This window comes from Uruburuella suis, assembly GCF_004341385.1.
GTDB classification, from domain to species: domain Bacteria; phylum Pseudomonadota; class Gammaproteobacteria; order Burkholderiales; family Neisseriaceae; genus Neisseria; species Neisseria suis.
On sequence record NZ_SLXE01000002.1, the window covers coordinates 1 to 22,911 of the forward strand.

General features: G+C 55.4%; 22 protein-coding genes and 2 tRNA genes. 11 read left to right on the plus strand and 13 right to left on the minus strand.

Features of this window, described 5'->3' with window-relative positions:
• Positions 1–441 precede the first annotated feature (441 nt).
• Entirely contained in the window at positions 442–1,752 is a 1,311-nt protein-coding gene (locus tag EV680_RS00915; protein ID WP_132952270.1) for a sulfate adenylyltransferase subunit 1, read from the plus strand.
• 426 nt (positions 1,753–2,178) lie between these two features.
• Here the strand turns inward: EV680_RS00915 and thiD are convergent, their stop codons facing one another.
• The gene (gene thiD, locus EV680_RS00920; protein ID WP_132952272.1) at positions 2,179–3,003 is read right to left on the minus strand and encodes a bifunctional hydroxymethylpyrimidine kinase/phosphomethylpyrimidine kinase; all 825 of its coding nucleotides are present in this window, start codon (positions 3,001–3,003) and stop codon (positions 2,179–2,181) included.
• Positions 3,004–3,080: 77 nt separating this feature from the next.
• On the minus strand, positions 3,081–3,713 hold the full coding sequence (gene pdxH, locus EV680_RS00925; protein WP_132952274.1) for a pyridoxamine 5'-phosphate oxidase: 633 nt from the start codon (positions 3,711–3,713) through the stop codon (positions 3,081–3,083).
• 205 nt (positions 3,714–3,918) lie between these two features.
• Here pdxH and hemA point away from each other — a divergent pair, with 205 nt between their 5' ends.
• Entirely contained in the window at positions 3,919–5,172 is a 1,254-nt protein-coding gene (gene hemA, locus EV680_RS00930; protein WP_132952276.1) for a glutamyl-tRNA reductase, read from the plus strand.
• A gap of 502 nt (positions 5,173–5,674) precedes the next feature.
• On the opposite strand, the gene EV680_RS00935 is transcribed toward hemA, so the two are convergent.
• The 7 genes from EV680_RS00935 to rpsF form a co-directional block, all read right to left on the minus strand.
• Entirely contained in the window at positions 5,675–6,010 is a 336-nt protein-coding gene (locus EV680_RS00935) for a YbaB/EbfC family nucleoid-associated protein (protein WP_132952278.1), read from the minus strand.
• Between the two features lie 81 nt (positions 6,011–6,091).
• A complete protein-coding gene (dnaX, locus tag EV680_RS00940) occupies positions 6,092–8,191 on the minus strand; it encodes a DNA polymerase III subunit gamma/tau (RefSeq protein ID WP_132952280.1) in 2,100 nt (699 codons plus the stop codon).
• A gap of 11 nt (positions 8,192–8,202) precedes the next feature.
• Entirely contained in the window at positions 8,203–9,273 is a 1,071-nt protein-coding gene (mltB, locus tag EV680_RS00945; RefSeq protein ID WP_132952282.1) for a lytic murein transglycosylase B, read from the minus strand.
• 197 nt (positions 9,274–9,470) lie between these two features.
• Complete coding sequence (rplI, locus tag EV680_RS00950) at positions 9,471–9,923, minus strand: 50S ribosomal protein L9 (RefSeq protein WP_132952284.1); 453 nt, start codon at positions 9,921–9,923, stop codon at positions 9,471–9,473.
• Between the two features lie 18 nt (positions 9,924–9,941).
• A complete protein-coding gene (gene rpsR / locus EV680_RS00955; protein WP_132952286.1) occupies positions 9,942–10,172 on the minus strand; it encodes a 30S ribosomal protein S18 in 231 nt (76 codons plus the stop codon).
• A gap of 6 nt (positions 10,173–10,178) precedes the next feature.
• Positions 10,179–10,475, minus strand: coding sequence for a primosomal replication protein N (priB, locus tag EV680_RS00960; protein ID WP_132952288.1), 297 nt, complete (start codon positions 10,473–10,475; stop codon positions 10,179–10,181).
• 2 nt (positions 10,476–10,477) lie between these two features.
• A complete protein-coding gene (gene rpsF, locus EV680_RS00965; RefSeq protein WP_132952290.1) occupies positions 10,478–10,864 on the minus strand; it encodes a 30S ribosomal protein S6 in 387 nt (128 codons plus the stop codon).
• Positions 10,865–11,194: 330 nt separating this feature from the next.
• Here rpsF and EV680_RS00970 point away from each other — a divergent pair, with 330 nt between their 5' ends.
• From EV680_RS00970 to EV680_RS00980, 3 genes are all read left to right on the plus strand, one after another.
• Positions 11,195–12,643 (plus strand): mechanosensitive ion channel family protein, encoded by a 1,449-nt coding sequence (locus tag EV680_RS00970; RefSeq protein ID WP_207894262.1) that lies wholly within the window; start codon positions 11,195–11,197, stop codon positions 12,641–12,643.
• Positions 12,640–13,086, plus strand: a complete 447-nt coding sequence (nudB, locus tag EV680_RS00975) for a dihydroneopterin triphosphate diphosphatase (protein WP_132952292.1) — start codon at positions 12,640–12,642, stop codon at positions 13,084–13,086. Before EV680_RS00970 ends, nudB begins: the two co-directional genes overlap by 4 nt.
• A 525-nt stretch (positions 13,087–13,611) precedes the next feature.
• The gene (locus EV680_RS00980; protein ID WP_132952294.1) at positions 13,612–14,403 is read left to right on the plus strand and encodes a 1-acylglycerol-3-phosphate O-acyltransferase; all 792 of its coding nucleotides are present in this window, start codon (positions 13,612–13,614) and stop codon (positions 14,401–14,403) included.
• Positions 14,404–14,578: 175 nt separating this feature from the next.
• On the opposite strand, the gene EV680_RS00985 is transcribed toward EV680_RS00980, so the two are convergent.
• Complete coding sequence (locus tag EV680_RS00985) at positions 14,579–15,958, minus strand: polynucleotide adenylyltransferase PcnB (protein WP_132952296.1); 1,380 nt, start codon at positions 15,956–15,958, stop codon at positions 14,579–14,581.
• A gap of 224 nt (positions 15,959–16,182) precedes the next feature.
• Between EV680_RS00985 and EV680_RS00990 the strand changes: the two genes are divergently transcribed.
• The 4 genes from EV680_RS00990 to purE all read left to right on the plus strand — a co-directional run bounded on the left by EV680_RS00990 (position 16,183) and on the right by purE (position 18,398).
• Entirely contained in the window at positions 16,183–16,371 is a 189-nt protein-coding gene (locus tag EV680_RS00990; protein WP_132952298.1) for a DUF3460 family protein, read from the plus strand.
• Positions 16,372–16,472: 101 nt separating this feature from the next.
• Positions 16,473–17,141, plus strand: coding sequence for an O-methyltransferase (locus tag EV680_RS00995; RefSeq protein WP_132952300.1), 669 nt, complete (start codon positions 16,473–16,475; stop codon positions 17,139–17,141).
• Between the two features lie 14 nt (positions 17,142–17,155).
• Positions 17,156–17,836 (plus strand): tetratricopeptide repeat protein, encoded by a 681-nt coding sequence (locus EV680_RS01000; protein ID WP_132952301.1) that lies wholly within the window; start codon positions 17,156–17,158, stop codon positions 17,834–17,836.
• Positions 17,837–17,906: 70 nt separating this feature from the next.
• Positions 17,907–18,398 carry a 5-(carboxyamino)imidazole ribonucleotide mutase gene (gene purE, locus EV680_RS01005; RefSeq protein WP_132952303.1) on the plus strand — a complete coding sequence of 164 codons (492 nt, stop codon included), beginning with the start codon at positions 17,907–17,909 and terminating at the stop codon, positions 18,396–18,398.
• Positions 18,399–18,597: 199 nt separating this feature from the next.
• On the opposite strand, the gene EV680_RS01010 is transcribed toward purE, so the two are convergent.
• Positions 18,598–18,684, minus strand: a tRNA-Leu gene (locus EV680_RS01010).
• Positions 18,685–18,735: 51 nt separating this feature from the next.
• Positions 18,736–18,822: transfer RNA gene (locus EV680_RS01015), tRNA-Leu, on the minus strand.
• 87 nt (positions 18,823–18,909) lie between these two features.
• Here EV680_RS01015 and rnr point away from each other — a divergent pair.
• The gene (gene rnr / locus EV680_RS01020; RefSeq protein ID WP_132952305.1) at positions 18,910–21,357 is read left to right on the plus strand and encodes a ribonuclease R; all 2,448 of its coding nucleotides are present in this window, start codon (positions 18,910–18,912) and stop codon (positions 21,355–21,357) included.
• Positions 21,358–21,820: 463 nt separating this feature from the next.
• On the opposite strand, the gene folB is transcribed toward rnr, so the two are convergent.
• Positions 21,821–22,183: a dihydroneopterin aldolase gene (gene folB, locus EV680_RS01025; protein WP_132952307.1), complete on the minus strand. Its 363-nt coding sequence runs from the start codon at positions 22,181–22,183 to the stop codon at positions 21,821–21,823.
• A 57-nt stretch (positions 22,184–22,240) separates the two neighbouring features.
• On the opposite strand from folB, the gene plsY reads away from it, so the two are divergent.
• Entirely contained in the window at positions 22,241–22,846 is a 606-nt protein-coding gene (gene plsY, locus EV680_RS01030; RefSeq protein ID WP_132952530.1) for a glycerol-3-phosphate 1-O-acyltransferase PlsY, read from the plus strand.
• The last annotated feature ends 65 nt before the right edge of the window (positions 22,847–22,911 follow it).

A 22,911-nucleotide genomic window follows, 5' to 3' on the forward strand; every position in this document is an offset into this window, starting at 1 on the left:
ACGATCGTTTGAAAAGGCATTATGAAAGCGTAGTTGCTTTAGCTTGTATTATGCTATGGCTGCCTTTATGACAAGTAATTGTCAGGACGCCCTAGGGTTTCCCCACCCGCACCACATATACACCACATATAATGGAATGCATAAATAATGGAATGCATAAATAATGGAATGCATAAATAATGGAATGCATAAAAAATGGAATGCATAAAAAATGATACGGCAAGTAGGTTGGATTGAAAACCCAACAAATCCACAAGCCGTCTGAAATGTTGGGTTTGGCAACCCAAGCTACGCTGTTTCAGAATGCAGTTCGTGTCACTTTTTCTTACATTCCACTATATAACCAAAGCGCATTTGATTACAACAAAGCATTCTTTCCCTTTTTCAGACGGCCTCGCTAAAGTAAGCAGCATTCAAAAGCCGCCCGAATCTGAGGAAACCATGACCCAATCCACCGCCCCCCTGCTCCGTTTTATCACCGCCGGCAGCGTTGACGACGGCAAATCCACCCTGATCGGCCGCCTGCTCTACGACAGCCGCACGCTCTTGAGCGACCAAGCCGACAAGCTCGCGCAATCCGCCGCCAACGGCCAAGCGCCCGACTTTGCCGGTCTCACCGACGGCCTCGCCGCCGAGCGCGAGCAAGGCATCACCATTGATGTGGCCTACCGCTATTTCGCCACCGCCAAACGCAAATTCATCATCGCCGACACTCCCGGCCACGAGCAATACACCCGCAATATGGTCACCGGCGCATCCACCGCCGACGCTGCCATTGTGCTGATTGATGCCACCCGCGTCGATTTTTCCGGCAGCAGCCCCGCCTTATTGCCGCAAACCCGCCGCCACAGCGCCATCTTGAAGCTTTTGGGCACGCCGCACATCATTGTGGCCGTCAACAAGCTCGATTTGCTTGATTTCGATGAACAAAAATACCGCGCCATCACCGAGGCCTACCGCACGCTCGCTGCGCAAATCGGCCTAGCCGCACAAATCCACTACCTGCCCGTGAGCGCATTGGCCGGCGACAATATCGTGGCCGCCAGCGCACACACGCCGTGGTATCGCGGCCTGCCGCTTTTGCCGCTGCTTGAAAGCCTACCGGTGGAACGCAGCCGCGCCGCCCGTTTGAGCGCCCATTTTCCCGTGCAGCGCGTGGCCCGCCAAGACGGCAGCAGCAGCGACGATTTCCGCGGCTACCAAGGCCGCCTCGAAGCCGGCCGCTTGAGCGTGGGCGACGAAATCCGCGTGCAGCCCTCAGGCAAAAGCGCCCGCATCGCCGCCATCTACACCCCGCAAGGCGAAGCCCGAAGCGCCGAAGCCGGCAGCGCCCTCACCCTCACGCTCGACAGCGATGTCGACATCTCGCGCGGCGACAGCATTCTGGCCGCCAACAATCCCGCCCTGCCCACCCGCCACATTCAGGCATCGGTGTGCTGGTTTGACGAGCGCGCGCTCAACCCGCAGCGCAAATACCTGCTCAAACACGGCACGCAAACCACCGCCGCCAAAGTGAAGCAAATCGCCTATGTGTGGGATGTGCACACACTGAGCAACGTGAAAGCCGCCGAAAAGCTCGCCATCAACGACATCGGCAGCCTCAGCCTTGCCCTGCAACAGCCGCTCACCGCCACCACCTATGCCGAAAACCCCGCCACCGGTGCCTTTATCCTGATTGATGAAGCCAGCCACCACACCGTAGCCGCCGGCATGATCACCGCCACCCACGAGCGCAGCGATTTCGATATTTAAACGGTCAAACAGGCCGTCTGAAAACAAGCGTAGGTACGATTAGCTTTGTGAAAACAAAGCGTAATCGTACGCATGGCGAACAAAAGCCGTCTGAAACATTTTTTCAGACGGCATCGTTTTGTTTACAGCATTGAAGGCGTAGGCGTAGATCGGATTCTCGAATCCGACGCTTGTTCGCAGAACAAGTTTTCCGGAGCTGAGAAAATGTCGGATACAAGTATCCGACCTACAACGTCCCGGCTGTCTGAACAACAAACGTAGGTACGATTAGCTTTGTGAAAACAAAGCGTAATCGTACGCATGACGAACAAAAGCCGTCTGAAACTTCTCTTTCAGACAGCCTTACCTTATATGCAGCAACCGTAGTACGCATGACACACAAAAGCCGTCTGAAACCGCTCTTTCAGACGGCCTTGCATTCAAATTCTAATCGCGCACGGTGCGCCAAAAATGCGCCAACGGCCCCGCGCCCTGCCCCACATGCCAATATTGCCCCGATGCAATCGCACCGTGCAAATAGCTTTTGGCGGCGGCCACGGCGAAATTCAGGTTGCGTCGGTGCGGATAGAGTGCGGCAATGGCCGAAGCCAGCGTGCAGCCGGTGCCGTGGGTGTTGGCGGTGGGCACGCGGGCGTTGACAAAGCATTGCGGGTCGGCCGCTTCTTGCACCAGCCAGTCGCGCGCCTCTTCGCAGCCCTGCCAATGGCCGCCTTTGAGCAGCGCCGCTTTAGCGCCTTTGGCCAGCAGCTGCCGCCCTTGCGCGAGCATTTCGGCTTCGTCTTGCGCCAAAGCATTGCCGGTGAGCTGCGCGAGCTCGTTCAGATTGGGTGTCACCACATCGGCCAGCGGCAGCAACAGGCCGCATAAGGCATCCAGCGTGTTTTCCAGCGCCAGCGAATCGCCCGAAGTGGCCACCAGCACGGGATCAAACACCACAAACGGCACCGGATATTCGCGCAAAGCATGCGCCACGGCTTTGATGCTCTCCACATCGGGCAGCATGCCGATTTTCACCGCATCGATGCGGATGTCGCTCAACACAGAATCGCATTGGGCGGCAATCATGGCCGCGGGCACCACATGCACGCCCTGCACGCCTTGCGTGTTTTGCGCGGTCACCGCAGTGATCACGCTGGCACCGTAAGCGCCCAGCGCGCCAAAGGTTTTCAAATCGGCCTGTATGCCTGCGCCGCCGCCGGAATCAGAGCCGGCAATGGTCAACACGCGCGGAAAAGGTTTGCTTTGCTGCATGGGTGGATTCCTTTTATTCTTTACTCGATAAGCCTTTGCAAACAAAAAGTTTCAGACGGCCTGCAGTCTGAAATTACTCAAGGTGCCAGCCGCTCTTTGAGCCAGCTTTCGTTTTCGAGGCGGTATTGAATGCGGTCGTGCAGGCGGCTGGGCCGGCCCTGCCAGAATTCCAGCCGCTCGGGCAGCACCACATAGCCGCCCCAATGCGGCGGCCGCGGCACGCTGATCGGGTGCTTGAGGCCGACGGCGGCGGCGCGCGCCACCAGCACCGATTTGCCGGCAATCACGCTGCTCTGCTCGCTCGCCCAAGCGCCGATGCGGCTGGTGTAGGGGCGGCTTTTGAAATATTCGTCGGATGCGGCCTCATCCAGCAACACCACCCGCCCTTCCACGCGCACCTGCCGCTCCAATTCGGGCCAGAAAAACGTTAAAGCGGCAAACGGATGCGCCGAAAGCGCGCGCCCCTTGCGGCTCAAGTAATTGCTGAAAAACACAAAGCCCTGCGCATTCACTTCTTTCAGCAACACCATGCGGCTGCTCGGGCGGCCGTCTTCGCCCACCGTGGCCACATTCATGGCGGTGGGCTCGTTCACCTCGGCGCGCACCGCCTCATTCAGCCAGCGTTCAAATTGCACCAGCGGGCTGGCATCGCATTCTTGCTCCGATAATTCCTGCTTGCTGTAATCGGCGCGGATATTGTGTAAATCCATATTCAGCTTTCTTTCAGACGGCCTCTTTGGCCATATTTTGTTAACAGGATAACCAGCCGTGCGTCATTAATCAATAGGCCGTCTGAAAGCCTTTTGTTTTCAGATATTTTGCCGGTCTGTTTTTATTTCCGACTATCGGGCCAAGCATTTAAATTAATCGCACTTTGCGGTACAATAGCGCGTTTTCCAACCTGCCCGCCTCATCATGCAACTCACCGCCATCGGCCTCAATCACCAAACCGCGCCGCTGAGCATACGCGAAAAGCTCGCGTTTGCCGCAGTCACGCTGCCCGATGCCGTGCGCGGGCTGATTGAAAGCCGCGCCGCCGCCGAAGCGGTGATTTTGTCCACCTGCAACCGCACCGAGCTTTATTGCGTGGGCGATGCCGAGCGTGTGATCGAATGGCTGGCCGAATATCAAAATCTCAACATCGACGAAATCCGCCCCTATCTTTACACCTACGGTTGCAGCGACACCATACGCCACGCTTTCCGCGTGGCCTGCGGGCTCGATTCGATGGTGTTGGGCGAGCCGCAGATTTTAGGGCAGATTAAAGATGCCGTGCGCGTGGCGCAAGAGCAAGCCGCGCTCGACACTTGGCTTAATGCCTTGTTTCAAAAAACCTTTGCCGTGGCCAAAGAAGTGCGCACCGGCACGGCGGTGGGCGAAAATTCCGTGTCGATGGCCGCCGCTTCGGTGAAAATGGCCGAGCAGATTTTCCCCGATGTGGCCGATTTGAATGTGCTGTTTATCGGCGCAGGTGAAATGATTGAGCTTGTGGCCACTTATTTTGCCGCCAAAAATCCCAAGCTGATGGCCGTGGCCAACCGCACCCTGCCACGGGCGCAAGAATTGTGCGAAAAGCTGGGCGTTAATGCCGAGCCGCATTTGCTGGCCGAATTGCCGGCCATTTTGCACGAATACGACGTGGTGGTGTCGTCCACCGCCAGCCAGCTGCCCATTGTCGGCAAAGGCATGGTCGAGCGCGCATTGCGCCAGCGCCACCATATGCCGGTGTTTATGCTCGATTTGGCGGTGCCGCGCGACATCGAAGAAGAAGTGGGCGAATTAAACGATGCCTATCTCTACACCGTCGACGATATGATGGGCATCGTGCAGCAAGGCAAAGAAGCGCGCCAAAAAGCCGCTGCTGAAGCCGAAGTGATGGTGTCGCAAAAAGTGGCCGAATTTATCGATTGGCAAAAAAGCCGCCAAAGCGTGCCGCTTATCCGCGCCCTGCGCGACGAGGGCGAACGCGCCCGCCGCCAAGTGCTGGAAAACGCCATGAAGCAGCTGGCCAAAGGCACGCCGCCCGAAGAAGTGCTCGAGCGCTTATCCGTGCAGCTCACCAACAAGCTGCTGCATTCCCCCACCCGCACGCTCAATAAAGCCGGTGCCAACGACAGCGATTTGGTCGAGGCCGTGGCGCAAATCTACCACCTCGAGCATCCGGAATAACGGCAGTAGAAAATCACCGGCGTAGGTTGGGTTGCCAAACCCAACCTATAGTGAAATGCATAAAAAAGTGATACAGCGGGTAGGTTGGGTTGAAAACCACCAATCTACAAGCCGTCTCAAACATTGGGCTTATCAACCAAGCTACCATTCGCAGCCGTTTTTTATGCATTTCACTATCGGCACCTCAATCAACTTTCCAATAATACCAATCCAAAAAAATAACCTAACTTCGTTATCTCACCTTGCCGTACTATCTGTACTGTCTACGGCTCGCCGCCTTGTTAGCTTACTTTTTTTGAATTGGTATATTTGAATTGGTATAACAGAAGCCAAGGCCGTCTGAACAATAAATGTTTCAGACGGCCTTGTTATTGAACAAAAAAGCGTATGCGCGTTTATTACGGTGCTGCACAAAATGCATTGAGTGCAGAAAAACAGAGTGCAGCCCTCAGGCATCAAGCAGGCCGTCTGAAAACATTTTCAGACGGCCTGCTTTTCATTTTTATTTAAAAAAATCGCCCATGCCCGGCGGCAGGCCTTGGGTGAATGCGCCCATGGTTTTGCTGGTGGTTTCTTCGGCCAACGCACCGGCTTGGTTGATGGCAGCCAGAATCAGATCTTCCAGCATTTCTTTATCATCAGCGGCTTCCTGAATCAATTCTTCGCTGATTTCAAGGCGGCGCAGCACATGGTTGCACGTCATGGTCACTTTCACCAAGCCGTTGCCCGCTTCGGCCGACACTTCGGTTTCCGCCAACTTGGCTTGCGCTTTTTTCATATTTTCCTGCATTTGCTGGGCCTGCTTCATCAGCCCGCCCAATCCGGCTTTTCCGAACATGTTTTACTCCTGTTTAAAAAATCATGATTAAGGCCGTCTGAAAGCCATATCCCGTTTCAGACGGCATGGTTTGTATTGCGCTTATTGCTCGTCCTGCCCGGCCAATTCCAATGTGTCCGGCAGCCATTGCGCATCAAACAAACGCAAAATATCTTGTGCCGCTGCATCTGCTTCCAAAAGCATTTGCGCTTGCCGGCGGCCTTCTTGCTGCAAACGCTTGCGCCGCATAAGCGGTGTTTCCCAGCCCGCATCATCACGCCAAGGCTCGGTTTGCAGCTTCAGGGCAACGCCGTAAGCATCGGAGAGCGTGTCGCGGATTTTATCTAGGCGCTCTTTATTGCTGGTGGCGCGCGCCTCATCGGTGAGCGAGAGCATCAGCAATTGTTGCGGCTCATCATAGCGCACCCACGCGGCATGCTGCGCCACCATTTGCGCCGCGCCGAGCTTGGGCGCCAAGCGGCGTACCATCGCGGCCCAATGTTCGCCGTCAAAAGCAGGCAATGGCTCGAATTCAGGCGCTTCGGCTTCGGCCTCTTCTTCATTTTCGCTGTTGTCGCCGCTTTCATTTAAAGCCGCCAAAACGGGCGCGGCATCAAGGTGCGGATAATCGGCATATTCCTCATCTACTTCGTCATCGCCGAAATAAACCGCTTCTTGCACCGCTTCGGCCGCAGAAAACTCATCGGCCGCCACAACATCCGCAAGCTCGCCCACGCTTTCAGACGGCATCATGTCCGATGCTTCCGCCCAAGCTTGTACCGGCTCTATCAGCGGCTCTGCCGGTAGCTCTTCTGTTTCCGCAACCACGGGCGTCGGCTCATCCGACAGGGTTTGTGTGGCGGATGTAGCAGGCTCAAGTTCAGATATGGCCGCTTCGGCATGCATCGCCACTTCTGCCTCAGGCGGCGCTTCCCACGGCGAGGTGTCTTCTGCTGCAGGCTTAAGCGGCTCATTGGCGGCAAGGTTTTCAGACGGCCGCGCAACCGCAGGCAGCGCCGGGCTATCCGGCAGAATCAGGGGCTTTTTTGCGGCGGCATCCTCCTGCGGATTATGCAGCTGCGTGCCCTCGATAATGCCCTCGCTGCTATGCGCCTTGGCCGCCATCGGCGCAAAAGCCAGCATGCGCAACAACGTCATCACAAAGCCGGCGTATTCATCGGGCGCTAGGCTCAAATCCTGTTTGCCGTGAATGGCACATTGGTAATAAAGCTGAATCTGCTCGCCGCTCAAATACTGTGCCAAGCGGGCAAGGGTTTCATGTTCGGGGTCGTCAGCCAGCGCGGCAGGCACGGTTTTGAGCAGCGCCAAGCGTTGCAGCAGCATCGCCAATTCGCTCAATGCGCTGTCGAAGCCGATAGCGCGCGCAGCCATTTCCTGCGCTTTTTCCAGCAGCGCTTCGCCATCTTGGTTCACAATATATTGCAGCAATTCATAAAGATAGCGCTTGTCTACCGCGCCTATCATCTGGCGCACATCTTGCTCGGCCACGCTGCCCGAGCCCATGGCAATCGCCTGATCCAAAAGACTCAAAGCATCGCGCATCGAGCCCATGGCCGCGCGCCCGAGCAGCTGCACGGCAGCGGGCTCAAACGGCACTTGTTCGCTTTCCAGCACATGCGCCAAATGCGCCGCCACTTGCTGCGTGGTCATATTGCGCAACACAAATTGCAGGCAGCGGCTGAGCACAGTAATCGGCACTTTGTGCGGATCGGTGGTGGCGAGAATGAATTTCACATGCTCGGGCGGCTCTTCCAGCGTTTTGAGCATGGCGTTAAACGCGCTTTTCGAGAGCATGTGCACTTCATCGATGATATAAACTTTATATTTACCGACGGTGGGCGCATATTGGGCGTTTTCCAGCACTTCGCGGATATTGTCGATACCGGTGTTTGATGCGGCATCGATTTCGAGCAAATCCACATAGCGGCCGGCATCGATCTGGGTGCAGCTGGCGCACACGCCGCAAGGCTCGCCGTGCTGCCCCTGCTCGCAGTTAAGGCTTTTGGCCAAAATGCGCGCAATCGTGGTTTTGCCCACGCCGCGCGTGCCGGTGAGCAGATAAGCATGATGCAGGCGGCCTTTGTCGAGCGCATTGCGCAAAGCCTTCACCACATGCTCTTGGCCGACCAAATCGGCAAAGGTTTTCGGCCGCCACTTACGGGCGAGAACTTGATAAGCCATGTTGCTCCGTTTTACAGGCGGTAATCGCCGCTGACACCGTTGGCAATGTCGCGCACAGCGGTAACATACATGCGGCTGTGGTTATATTGCCAAACCGCATAAAAATTGGTGAGGCCGAGGTAGTATTCATACACGCCTGGGCTGGTTTCGAGCCGATAAAGAATGGCTTTTTCGTGGTCACCCACCACTTCCTGCGGCTGTACACCCAAACGTTTGAAATCGGCCACGGTGCGGGTGAGCGCGGTTTTCTCATCGATAATGCCTTGCAGCTCTTGATTGATGGTGAGCGTAACCGGCACCACCATTTTGCCGTTGGTTTGCCAGCCGTGCGCTTTCATATAATTGGCCACTGATGCGGCCACATCGCCTACATTGTTCCAAATATCGTGAAAGCCGTCGCCATCGTAATCTACGGCATATTTGCGAAAGCTCGAGGGCATAAACTGCGGCATGCCCATGGCGCCGGCATAGCTGCCTTTAAAGCTGTAGACATCACGCTTTTCCGCTTTGGTCATCAATAGGAATTCGTTTAATTCTTTTTGGAAAAATTCGGCTCGGCGCGGATAATCAAATGCCAACGTGCTCAAAGAATCGGCCACACGGAAGCTGCCCATATTGGTGCCGTAGTTGGTTTCGATGCCCACAATCGCCACGATGATTTCTGCGGGCACACCGTAGCTTTTCGCCACCGCGTCGATCACGCCTTTATTCTGGGCATAAAAACGCCGGCCTGCGCTCACACGGGTGCCGCCTGCATTGGCTTGGCGAAATTCATACCACGGGCGCGAGGTGCCGGGGCGGTTCATAATATTGACGATATTGCCTTTGTATTCCACGCCGCCGAAAAAGTTTTCCAGCTCGTGGCGTGTGAATTGGCCGCTTTGCACTTCATAATCAATAAAGCGCTGCACATTGGCATTGCCGTTGAAGCCGCTGATGGCCACCGATTCGGCGGCAGCGTCAAACACGGGGCGTTTGCCGCCGATCGGCGGCAGCAGGGTTTCCGATGTTTCGGCGGGCTGCTGCTGGCTGCTGCAGGCGGCCAAGGCCAGCGCCAACAGCCCTATGGCGAATTTTTTCATATCGTCACATCCGGTTTTCATTAAACTCAATCAGCACGCAGTGTATCAAATTTACCGTGGGGGTTAAAGCACAGATTACGCCTAAACAGCTTTGTTTGCGCCGCTTCGTGCAGCGCATCTGAACGGCAATCTTTAATACAGAAAGGCCGTCTGAAAGATTCAGACGGCCTTTTATATAAACTGCTAATCTGCGCAGATTATTCTACAGCAGCCACCACGGCAACGGTGATTTTGGCTACGGCATCAGTGTGCAGCGCCACTTCCACTTCGTATTCGCCCACGGCTTTGAAAGGGCCTTCGGGCAGGCGCACATTGGCTTTAGCGGCTTCCACACCGGCAGCGCGAATCGCATCGGCGATGTCGGCATTGGTTACGGAGCCGAACAAGCGGCCGTCTACACCGGCTTTTTGAGCCACGGTGATGGTTTGGCCGTCGAGTTTTTCTTGGCGGGCTTGCGCATCGGCCAAAATTTCGGCTTGCTTGGCTTCCAGCTCGGCGCGGCGCGCTTCAAACTCTTGCAGGTTGGCTGCGGTAGCGCGCTTGGCTTTGCCGCTGGGGATCAGAAAGTTGCGGGCGTAGCCGTTTTTCACGGTTACCACGTCACCCAAGTTGCCCAGGCCGCCGATTTTTTCTAACAGAATGATTTGCATGTTACTTTTCTCCGTCAATTATTTGTGTTGGTCGGTGTAGGGCAACAGCGCCAGGAAACGGGCGCGTTTAACCGCAACAGACAGTTGACGTTGGTAGCCTGCTTTGGTGCCGGTGATGCGGGCGGGAATGATTTTGCCGTTTTCAGCGATAAAATCTTTCAACAGGTCTACTTGTTTGTAATCCACTTCTTGGATTTTTTCAGCCGTAAAACGGCAGAATTTTCTGCGTTTGAATGATTGACGAGCCATTGTCGTTTAACCTTTATATTCTTGAATGTTCTGTATCCGCAGCACGGGCCGGGTGTAGCGCTGGCTTCTCTGTGCGAGAAAGCCGGTGATTTCCACCATCATGTTTTGCCCATGCTGCCACTGCAAAGCTTCCTTACCGATGATTTTGGCCGGCATTTCAAACTTCACCAGGCATTGCTGGCCGTTTTCCTGCTGCCAAGATTCATGTTTGAGCACCATATCCAGCACAGGAATGCCGGCGGGTGTGTAGCGCACTTCGCCGGTTTGGGCGATTTGTGCGGTAAGGGTGAAAAGATTGTTCAATCTTAAGCTTCGGCAGTTTCTTCTTTAGCTTCTTCAGCCGCGCCGCTGTTGCTCAGCAGGCTTTTAGACTTCTCGTCTTTCATCATCGGAGAAGCTTCGGTAACGGCATGTTTGGTTTTGATGGTCAGATGACGCAGCACCGCATCGTTGAAGCGGAAAGCGGTTTCAATCTCTTCCACCACTTCAGGCGTGGCTTCGATGTTCATCAAAACATAGTGTGCTTTGTGGATTTTGTTGATCGGGTAAGCCAGTTGGCGGCGGCCCCAATCTTCCAGGCGGTGAATGGTGCCGCCGGCTTCGGTAATCATGGTTTTGTAGCGTTCAACCATAGCGGGCACTTGCTCGCTTTGATCAGGGTGAACGATAAACACGATCTCATAATGACGCATGTTATCTCCTTACGGTTTATCAAACAGCCTTTGGCCATGCGAAAAGCAAAAGGCAAGGTTGCAAAACGAAAGATTATAATTGCCGCCGCATTTTAACGCAAGGATTAACACTGTTAAAATCTCAAAATGCGGCTTATTTGTGTTACTTTCGCCCTATCCGGCTCAAAACAGGCTCGGATGACCAAGCGCCGCCGCTTGCCTGCACCGGCAAAATCTTTACGCAGGCATGCTATCCGAGCGCATTGTACGGCGCTTATAATGATGGCCGTCTGAAAGCCGCTGCGTTTTGCAGCTTGAACACACATTTATTTTTGAAGCATAAACATAATTATGTCCGACACCCTCAACCAGGTTTCCGCCCAAAGCACGGAAATCATCAAAAACACCGGTGCCAATCTGGTGGATTTCTTCACCCATTTGTTTGCCCGCGAGCGCTTTGCCTCTCATCTGCTCGAGCGCAGCTTCAATCAGCCGCTGGGCTGGATAGAGCTGGGCACTTGCATTGCGCTGATGGTGCTCACTTATTGGCTCTCGGGCTATCTAATCGGCCGCCGTGCGCAAAAGCCCACGAAATGGGCGGCCTTGAGCCACATCGGCAGGCGGGTGTTGTGGCCGCTGATGCTGCTGGCCGCTGCCGTTGCCGCCTTGTTTACTTGGACGGCTCTGGGCTTCAATGGCGTGTGGTTGCAGCTTTTGGTGATGGCGGCGCGCTGGATGATTATTATCCGGCTTTTGCTGGCCGTGGTGCATGCGGCGCTGCCCAACAATAAAATCACCGATATGCTCGAAAGCACGCTCTCAGGGGTGTTGTGGGTGTCTTTTGTATTGTGGATTTCCGGCATCGATGATGTGGTAATCAATATGCTCAAAAGCGTGCAGCTGCCCATCGGCTCCATCACGCTCAATCTCTACACCATACTCACCGGCTTGGTGTGGGTGGCGGTGATTATGGTGTTTGCCCTCTGGCTTTCGCGCACCATCAACAGCCGGCTGATGAACAGCAACCGGCTCGATATGAATCTGCGCATCGTGCTCTCGAAAGTGGTCACCACGGTGCTGGTGACGCTGGCAGTGCTGATTGCGCTGCCGCTGGTGGGCATCAATCTTACCGTGTTGTCGGTGTTTAGCGGTGCGCTCGGTGTGGGCATCGGCTTCGGCCTGCAAAAAGTGGCCAGCAATTATATTTCGGGCTTTATCATTTTGGGCGACCGCTCCATCCGCCCGGGCGACCGCCTGACTGTTAACGACTTCACCGGCTACGTTACCAAAATCACCTCTCGTTTTGTGGTGTTGCGCAGCGCCGGCGGCTCTGAAGCGCTGATTCCGAACGAAACGTTTGTTACTTCCACCGTGATTAATGAATCGTACACCGGCAAATCGCTGTGGCAAAACCTCAACATCCAAGTAGCCTACCACACCGATTTGACACAAGCCATGCGCATACTTGAAGAAGCCGCTGCCGCCCAAGAGCGGGTGGAAACCGACCCTGCGCCCAAAGCTTTTTTGGTTGAATTTGCCGACAACGGCGTAAACCTGCGCGTAGGCTTTTGGGTGCGCGACCCGGAAAACGGCTTTTTGGGTTTGTTTTCCGCTATTTTATTGGATATTTGGGCGCGCTTTAATGAAAACGGCATTGAGTTTCCGTTTCCGCAACGCGAAATACGTATTCTCAACGACGCCCCCGAGCCGAGCGATGCCGCCATGTTGCACGCCGGCCTGAAAGCCCGCAGCAGCACGCGCTCAGACGAGCCCGATAATGAGCACGGAGCGCATTCATGAGCGCGGCCAAACCATTAAAACAGCCCGTGTCAGTATTGGTGGTGTTGCACGACGGCAACGGCAACATATTGCTGATCGAGCGTGCCGATCGCGCCGGCTTTTGGCAATCGGTCACCGGCAGCATCGAAGCCGGCGAAACCTTGAGCCAAACCGCTCTGCGGGAAGTGCAGGAAGAAACCGGCATCACCCTTTCAGACGGCCAGCTGCACGATTGGCAGCAAAGCCGGCAATACGAAATTTATCCGCATTGGCGCCACCGCTACCCGCCCGGCATCACCCGCAACACCGAGCATGTATTTTCCGCCCGCATTGCGCCCGACACCGTCATTAAGCTTAGCAAAGAGCACACCGCTTTTTGCTGGCTGGAGCACACAGCTGCGGCAGAAACAGTGTTTTCCCCCTCCAACCGCCAGGCTATTTTGGAATTAGCCGAACATCTTTAATTTAACCGATACATCATAACCGATACATCATATCCGAGGCCGTCTGAACAGCTTTCCGCATCATATGTTCAGACGGCCTTTTTCCACGCCGTCAAAATCGCCACTCGAAAACAAGCCTTTTGCCGCAATACCGATTTAAAGGCTTCTTAACACTTTTTTAATGCCGGTCGGGCGCTTTGGGCAAGCAAAAGCCATCTGCTTATAATATACTTACCGCCGCATTAGGGTCTGTTCACAATTCATCCGCGAGTAAGATTTTGAGCGCAAAAGCGTGGCTGCAAGGCGAAAAGCACAGCAAGGTTGGACACCTTGCGAGCATTTTCAACGCAGCAGGCGCGTTTTTGAGCCAAAATATTGCCGCGTGATGAAATGTGAACAGACCCTAGGCTCTACCTGCATTTCATCAAACGGCAACATTTTGGCTCAAAAGCGCGGATGAAATGCAAACAAATCCTTAAAGAAAGCGCCATGCAAAAGCCATATGTTTTCTCACGTTTAACCTTATCACTCATTCAAGCCCATTCAATGTCTGCCAACAAAGCCCCGCTCCGCCTCCGTTTCCTCCGCCTTGCCCGCATGGCCGCGTGGCTGTTTGCCACCGGTTGCGATCTGCGTAAAATCGACGGCGACAGCCCCCAAGAGCGCGACCAAGCCATTATCAAGCTGGGCAGCGGCGCACTCAAAGCGCTGGGCATCAAGCTGGATGTGGCCACGCCGCCCGAGCATTTTCATGTGTCGGGCACGCTCGTGGTGGCCAACCACGTTTCCTGGCTGGATATTTTCGCACTCAGCGCACTTTATCCGAGCAGCTTTATCGCCAAGCAGGAAATCAGCCGCTGGCCGGTGCTGGGCAAAATGGGGCGCAACGCCGGCACTGTGTTTATCAACCGCAACTCGCGCAAAGACATCGAGCCGATTAAAAAAGCCGTTACCGCCGCCTTGCAGCAAGGTCAAAACGTGAGCTTTTTCCCCGAAGCACGCACCTCGAACGGCGAAGCAGTGCTGCCTTTCAAGGCCGCGCTTTATCAAGCCGCCATCGACAGCGGCTCGGCCATACAAAGCATCGCCCTGCGCTATTACGACCACCAAGGCCGGCGCACCACCGCACCATCCTATGCCGGAAGCATGAATTTATTCCGCTCGCTGTGGCGCATTGTGTCGATGCCCGAAATCCATGTGCGCGTTGACTTTGCCAAGCCGCTGAACCCGCAGGATTATCCCGGCATCGACCGCTATATGCTCAAAGAACAATCCGAGCAATTTGTGCGCAGCAAAGTGATGGAAGACAGCCCGCTCACCGCCGATGCCGCCGCCTGAATGGCAAAAGCCGATGAAGTGTGCAGATTAAAACAGATTATTTCTTCATGGGCATTTATTCAGCCAAAGGCCGTCTGAAACCTTTTCAGACGGCCTCTCCACAAAAAAAGCGCACCTGAAAAGTGCGCTCTTTTATCAAACTGCCGACAACATCCAACTCTGTTTACACAGCAAATTATTCCGCCGCCGCACCGGCCGGCTTGCGTTTGCGCGGTTTACGGCGGCGCTTTTTCTTGGGTGCGTCGCCAAGATTGCCGTCAGCCGAAGGCATGGCGGCTTCGTGGCTGCGGCCGCTGCCGGCGCTCATTTCGTTGCGCTTGTCATCCGCCGCATGCTGGAATACGGTCCACCATTGCGCCAAGCCTTCCTCAACCTCGCCTAATTGATCGCGCAGCATCAAAAAATCGTAAGCAGCACGAAAACGCGGCTGCGCCAGCAAACGATGCGGGCGCGCGCCTTTGCGGTTGTCAAACTGCGGCTGCAAGGTCCAGATTTCGCGCATGGTGGCGGCAAAGCGCTGCGGCACGCCCCAGCCTTTTTCAATATCGTCGCGCAAATCGATGATGGCCGCATTCATGGCCGCCGCGCTTTTTTGTCCTTGCGCCAGATTGTTTTGCCAATGGCCGTCGAGCTGCGGCCACAAAACCGCCGCCAGCACAAAGCCCACCGACACCGATTTATCGGCACGCAAACGCTCATCGGTGTTGTTCAGCGCCAGCGCCACAATGTTTTGCTGCTTGTGTTGGCCGCTTTGCTGCAAGGCGGTGAGCAGCGGGTGGATATCGGCATCCACGCCCAGCTTGTGCAATTGCTTCAGGCATTGGCGGGCATGGCCGGAAAACAAAAGCTTCATGATTTCATCGAAAAGCCGCGCCACCGGCTCTTGTTTCAGACGGCCTGCATAACCGTGTATCGGCTCGGCGGTGGCTTCATCCACCTCAAAGCCCAGCTTGCCCGAAAGGCGCACCGCCCGCAAAATGCGCACCGGGTCTTCCTGATAGCGCGCGGCGGGGTTGCCTATCATCACCAGCCGGCGCGCCCTGATGTCGGCCACACCGTCGTGAAAATCAACGATTTTCTGCCGCACCGGGTCGTAATAGAGCGCATTGCAGGTGAAATCGCGCCGCATGGCATCTTCTTCCATATTGCCATAGGTGTTGTCTTTCATAATGCGGCCGTGTTCGTTTTGCTGCACCTGGCCGCCACCGCGGAAAGTGGTTACTTCGATCGTTTCCGGCCCCACCATCACATGCACAATCTGAAAGCGTCGCCCGATAATGCGGCTGCGGCGAAACACCTTGCGCACCTCTTCGGGCGTGGCATTGGTGGCCACATCAAAATCTTTCGGCTCGATGCCCAAAAGCAAATCGCGCACCGCGCCGCCCACCACATAAGCCTCAAAGCCTTCATGATGCAGACGACGCACCACTTTTTCCGCCGCAAAGCTGAGCATATCGGCACGGATACCGTGTTCGCTGAAATCGAGCACATCTTTATGGGCACGCGCTTTGGCGCTTTTGCCCGGCAACACTTTGTGTAGCCATTTTTTCAACATAATATTCACTTTAATTAAAACAGGCCGTCTGAAACGCAGCGGTTTCATTAAAACCTTTGCGCGCTTATCTGATGCAAATAAGCGTGCAAAGGTTTCAGACGGCCTCAGAGCATGCTTACGCTCCGACAACATTAATCAAAAAAACCAGCCCATGATTATACCCGAAAGGCTGCCCGCAAAAAAATATATCGGCTATAATACGCGCGACCCATAAGGAGAACCTCATGTACCACTATAAATCCGACGCCACCCAATTTATCGACGACTATATCGAAAAGCACCCGCAAGAAGCCGAGCAGCGCCTGAAAAACCGCGCTTTGCTGTGGGATGTCGAGCTCAGCCCCGAAGAGCAGGCCGGCTTTGAAGCCGCTGAGCTGCCCAAACCACCCTACGCTTATCAGGCCGACGAATAAGGCCGGTTTGCCGGTTTGTTTTTGAGCCGGACACCCAAGCGGCAAGGCTTGGCGGCCTGATTCACACCAGCGCCGGCCAAACCCATTCAGACGGCCTGATTATGACCCTCCACACCCATAATATCGACCCGGCGCTCACCGATTATTTGCGCAACATCAGCGAGCCGGAGCATCCGGCGCTTGCTGCTTTGCGCGCCCGCAGCGCCGGCCACCGCTTGGGCAAAATGGCCATCGCCCCCGAGCAGGCCGCCCTGCTCACTTGGCTTGCCCGGCTGATGCGCGCCGAGCGCTATCTCGAAATCGGCGTGTTTACCGGCTACAGCAGCACCGCTATGGCATTAGCCCTGCCCGAACACGGCCGCATCAGCGCCTGCGACATCAACGTAAGCTTCACCGACATCGCCCGCCAAAGCTGGGCCGATGCCGGCGTGGCGCACAAAATCAGCCTTTATCTGCAACCGGCGCTGCTCACTTTGGCCGAGCTGCTCGAGCAAGGCGAAGCGCTCAGCTACGACATCGCCTTTATCGATGCAGACAAAGCGCCTACACCGCAATATTACGAATATTGCCTGCAATTGGTGCGCCCCGGCGGCCTGATTGCCATCGACAATATTCTGCTCGGCGGCCGCGTGATGCAGCCGGCCGACAGCCACAGCCCGCCTAGCCTGCGCATTTTGCAGGATTTCAACGCCGCACTGCCGCACGACCCGCGCATCGTGCCGATCACGCTGCCGGTGGGCGACGGCCTCACCTTATTGTTGAAAAAATAACAGGGAAATATGCCATGAAAACCGCCGCCCTGCTCACTACTGCCCTTCTGCTCAGCGCCTGCGCCACCCTGCCCGCGCCTGTGCCCCCCCAACCGGCCGAACCGGCCAAGCCCTCTGTTCCCTATCCCAGCCTAGATATGCAGGCACAAATCGACAGCCTCGGCATCCAAGTTGCCCGACTTGAAAATCAGCTGGAAAGCCTGCATACCCGCATCCAGCAGCTCGAGCGTCAAAGCAGCGCGCCGCGCGCCGCCGCAGCTGCACCGCGCCGCCCGCCCGTTGCCGGCAGCGTTGAAACCCTACCCGCAGCCACGCCTAACACCAACAGCGCCGAGCAACGCTACCAACAAGCGCAACAACAATACCGCAGCGGCAACTATGCCGCCGCCATCACCCTTTTACGCCATGCCGAGAGCGGCGGCAATGGCGGCGACACCGCCCGCCAAAGCATGTATCTGCTCCTACAAAGCCATCAGCGCTTGGCCAATTGCGAATCGGTGATCAACATCGGCAACCGCTATGCCAACCGCTTTCGCAGCAGCGCCCAAGCACCCGAAGCCCTTTATAGCGTGGCCCAATGCCAAACCCGCCTGCAACAGCGCGACATTGCCCGCGACACCTGGCGCCGGTTGATTCAGATTTACCCCGACAGCCCCGCCGCCAAACGTGCCTACCGACAGATGAACCCGCGTTAAACCAAACAGGCCGTCTGAAAGCTTTTATCTCTCATTCATTTATTCATAACATTAACTTAAGGAGCAGCACATGATTCAAGTCGGCATCATTATGGGCAGCAACAGCGACTGGCCGGTTATGCAGCACGCCGCCCGATTTTTGCAGCAATTCGGCGTGGCTTTCGAAGCCCGCGTGGTTTCCGCCCACCGCACTCCCGATTTGATGTTTGAATATGCCGAAACTGCACGCGCGCGCGGCATCAAGGCCATTATCGCCGGTGCCGGCGGCGCAGCCCACCTGCCCGGCATGGTGGCCGCCAAAACCACCGTGCCCGTGCTCGGTGTGCCCGTGCCGAGCAAATACCTGCGCGGCGAAGATTCGCTGCTCTCCATCGTGCAAATGCCCAAAGGCGTGCCCGTGGCCACGTTTGCCATCGGCGAAGCCGGCGCGGCCAATGCCGCCTTGTTTGCCATATCGCTTTTGGCCAATGAAAACGCAAAGTTGGCGCAAAAGCTGGCCGATTTCCGCCACGCGCAACAAGAAGCCGTGCTGGAAATGGCGCTACCCGAAATAATGGATTGATGCCGGCAACATCGCCGCCTTGGTTGGTTGCACCGATTCAAGCCAATCAAGCATAAAAGCCATATAAACAGGCCGTCTGAAATCTTTCAGACGGCCTGTTTATATGGCTTTCGATATTTAAAATCCGATAAAACCTGCACACGGTTTTCAAAATTAAAAAATAAAACCGGCTCTAAAAGCCGGTTTTATTTTTTTAACCTGGTGCCCAGGAGAAGACTCGAACTTCCACACCCGTGAGGATACTAGCACCTGAAGCTAGCGCGTCTACCAATTCCGCCACCTGGGCCTGCAAAATAATTTATCAAAACATCAAATTTAACGTGTAAACTAAAACAAATGGTGCCCAGGAGAAGACTCGAACTTCCACACCCGTGAGGATACTAGCACCTGAAGCTAGCGCGTCTACCAATTCCGCCACCTGGGCTTTGCTTTAATTTGTTGTTTGCGTTAAAGTGTTGCCTCAACAAAGATGAGCATTATATATTTAAAAGAAAGATTGTCAATCACTAAAATGCAAAAAAAATCCAACTCTCCCAGCCTGCGGGAAAAAGACCCGTTTTTGGCACGCGAACAACAGCGCTACGATCACCCCCTCCCCAGCCGCGAGTGGGTGATTGAATTGCTGCAAAAAGAAGGCGTGCCGCTCAAAATCGAAGCCTTAGCAAACAAGCTCTCGATTACCGAAGCGGAGCAAGAATTTTTCGAGCGCCGCATCAAAGCGATGGCGCGCGACGGTCAGGTGTTGATCAACCGGCGCGGTGCCGTGTGTGCGGCCGACAAGCTGGAATTGGTGAAATGCCGCGTGGAAGCGCATAAAGACGGCTTTGGCTTTGCCGTGCCGCTCACCCCTACAGGCCAGGGCGATTTCGTGCTTTATGAGCGCCAAATGCGCGGGCTGATGCATGGCGACATCGTTACCGTGCGCCCGGCCGGCATCGACAGGCGCGGCCGCCGCGAAGGCCAGGTGCTCGATATTGTCGAGCGGGCGCAAAAAGAAGTGGTCGGCCGCTTTTATATCGAACGCGGCATCGCCATTTTGGAGCCGGAAGACAAGCGCCTGAACCAAAGCATTATGCTGGAGCCCGACAGCTTAGCCGCATTCAAGCCCGAGCAAGGGCAAGTGGTGGTGGCGGAAATCGACAGCTATCCCGACGGCCACCGCCCGGCCGTAGCCAAGCTTATCGAAGTGTTGGGCGATTATGCCGACAGCGGCATGGAAATCGAAATCGCCGTGCGCAAGCATCATCTGCCGCATGTGTTCAGCGAAGCCTGCCTGCAAGAAGCGGCGAAAATTCCCGATGAAGTGCGCCCGAATGATATTAAAGGCCGGGTGGATTTGCGCGATTTGCCCTTGATGACCATCGATGGCGAAACCGCCCGCGATTTCGATGATGCCGTGTATGCCGAAAAAATCGGCCGCAATTTCCGCCTGATTGTGGCCATTGCCGATGTGAGCCATTATGTACGCCCCGGCGATGCCATCGACACCGACGCGCTGGAGCGCACCACCAGCGTGTATTTCCCGCGCCGCGTGATTCCGATGCTGCCGGAAAAATTGTCCAACGGCATCTGCTCGCTCAACCCCGATGTGGATCGCTTGTGCATGGTGTGCGACATGGTGGTCACTTATGCCGGCAATATCAAAGAGTATAAATTTTATCCGGCCGTGATGCGCTCGCATGCGCGCCTCACCTACACACAGGTGTGGAACTGGATTGAAAAAGGCGGCGATTATCCGCACAAAGCCCAAATCGAGCCTTTATATAAACTGTTTCAGATTTTGCAGAAAAAACGTCAACAGCGCGGTGCCATGGAATTTGAAAGCACCGAAACACAAATGCTGTTTGACGATGGCGGCAAAATCGAGCGCATCGTGCCGGTGGTGCGCAACGATGCACACAAGCTGATTGAAGAGTGCATGCTGGCAGCCAATGTGTGCGCGGCGGAATTTTTGCTGAAAAACAAACACACGGCGCTATTCCGCAACCACTTGGGGCCCACGCCCGAAAAGCTCGCCACCCTACGCGAGCAGCTCGGCCTGCTCGGCCTGCATTTGGGCGGCGGCGACAAGCCCACGCCGAAAGATTACGCCACGTTGGCAGAAAAAATCGCCGACCGCCCCGACCAAGAGCTGCTGCAAGTGATGCTGCTACGCTCGATGCAGCAAGCAGCATACGAGCCGAGCAATGAAGGCCATTTCGGCCTGGCTTACGAAGCCTACGCCCACTTCACCTCACCCATCCGCCGCTATCCCGATCTCACCGTGCACCGCGCCATTAAAGCGGTATTGAACGGCGAAAAATATGCGCCGAAATCCTGGCAGGCGCTGGGCGTGAGCTGCTCGTTTAACGAGCGGCGCGCCGATGATGCCAGCCGCGATGTGGAAAACTGGCTCAAAACCTATTACATGCGCGACAAAGTGGGCGAAGTGTTCACCGGCCGCGTGTCGGGCATGGCGCAATTCGGCATTTTCGTCACCCTCAACGATATCCACATCGAAGGCATGGTGCATGTGAGCGATTTGGGTGAAGACTATTTCAACTACCGCCCCGAAATCATGGCCATGGTGGGCGAGCGCAGCGGCATCCGCTTCAATATGGGCGATGAAGTTACCGTCAGAGTGGCCCGTGCCGATTTGGACACCAGCAAAATTGATTTAACCTTAATCAGCAGCGAGAGTGAAGGCAAGAAACCCGGCCGCGGCAAAAAGCAGACGCCGCCGCAAAATGCCGCACCCGCCAAAGCCGCCGCCGCTAAAGCCGGCCAAGCCAAAACAGCCAAAAGCAGCAGCGCCAAAGCCGCCGCTTCGGGCAAGCAGAGCAAAGCACTGAAAATGGTCGACGGCAAAATCACCTTGGTCAGCAAAGAGCACAACCAAGCCGCAGATGAACACAAAAAAAGCCGCACCGCCGCCGCGCCGGCAGCGAAAAAACCGGCACCACGCAAGCGCAGGAAATAATCTGCCGGCAAGTGCCGAGCCATCAAGCAGGCCGTCTGAAACCTTTCAGACGGCCTTTGTCAAATTTAAACCCTGCGCAGCAAATGTGAGCAGGATTATTGAACCCGGCACTTGTTTTCTGATCTGTGCATCGGCTCTCCACAAAGCAGTATAGTGAAATGCAAGAAAAAGTTACACAAAACTACATTTTGCAACGGCGTGGCTTGGGTTGATAAACCCAACGTTTCAGACGGCTCATGGATTTGTTGGGTTTACAACCCAACCTACCTGCCGTATCACTTTTTCTTACATTCCACTATAGATACGCCCGCCCCCGCTTTTTGCGGCGTAATCGTACACATGAAACTCGCCCTCGCTTAACAACCAAACAGGCCGTCTGAAAAGTTTCAGACGGCCTGTTTCATGCATAAAGCCTTGCACCGGCACGGCCTATTCTGCATTAATTTTACGGGTGCTTGTGTGTTTATTCGCCATCCGCATCGGCACGCCGCTCGATTTCCACGCCCACTTCGCGCACATTAGCCAAAATGCCCGGCTTCACCACGCGCACGCGCACCCATAAGGCGCCGAAATCCTGCAAAATCAATTCGGCAATGTGCTCGGCCAGCGCTTCGAGCAGCAAAAAGCTCTGCTCGCGCAGGCTTTGCCGCACCGCTTCGCACACATCACCATAATGAATGGTGTCGTCGATATGATCCGAGGCAGCAGATTGCTCGGCCACGCCGATATCGAGATCAAGCAGCAGCGTTTGCATTTGCTCGCGCTCCCAGTCATACACGCCGATTAAGGTATCGGCTTTCATACCGTGCAAAAAGATTTTATCCATTTTGTTTTATTTCACGTTAGAATTGTTGCCTCATTCTAAATCAAAAGTATGCTTATGTTGCTAAATTTATTGGCTGTGGCGGCCGCTTATTTAATCGGCTCGCTCTCGTTTGCCGTGATTGTGTCTAAATTTTACGGCATGGCCGACCCGCGCAGCTACGGCTCGGGCAACCCCGGTGCCACCAATGTATTGCGCAGCGGCAAGAAAAAAGCGGCGGCGCTCACGCTGTTGGGCGATGCGCTCAAAGGCTTGGTGGCGGTGCTTTTGGCGCGCGCGCTGCAAGACACGCTGGGCTTGAGCGATGCCACCATTGCTGCGGTGGCGGTGGCGGTGCTGGTGGGGCATATGTGGCCGGTGTTTTTCGGCTTTAAAGGCGGCAAAGGCGTGGCCACGGCACTGGGCGTGCTTTTGGCTTTATCGTGGCCGGTGGCGCTGATTTGCGCACTGGTGTGGCTGGTGATGGCGTTTGGCTTTAAAGTGTCGTCGCTCGCGGCGCTGGCGGCCACGCTGGTGAGCCCGATTGCCGCTTATTTCCTGATGCCGCACGGCTCTTGGGTGGTGGCCACGATGATCATTGCGCTGCTGGTGCTCTACCGGCATCAGAGCAACATCAAAAATCTGCTGGGCGGCAAAGAAGGCAAAATCGGCAGTAAAACCGAATAATGCCCATTCAAAAAAATCAAAAAAGCAACTCGGCTGCGTTAACCGTTTGGCCGGTTTGCTATTTG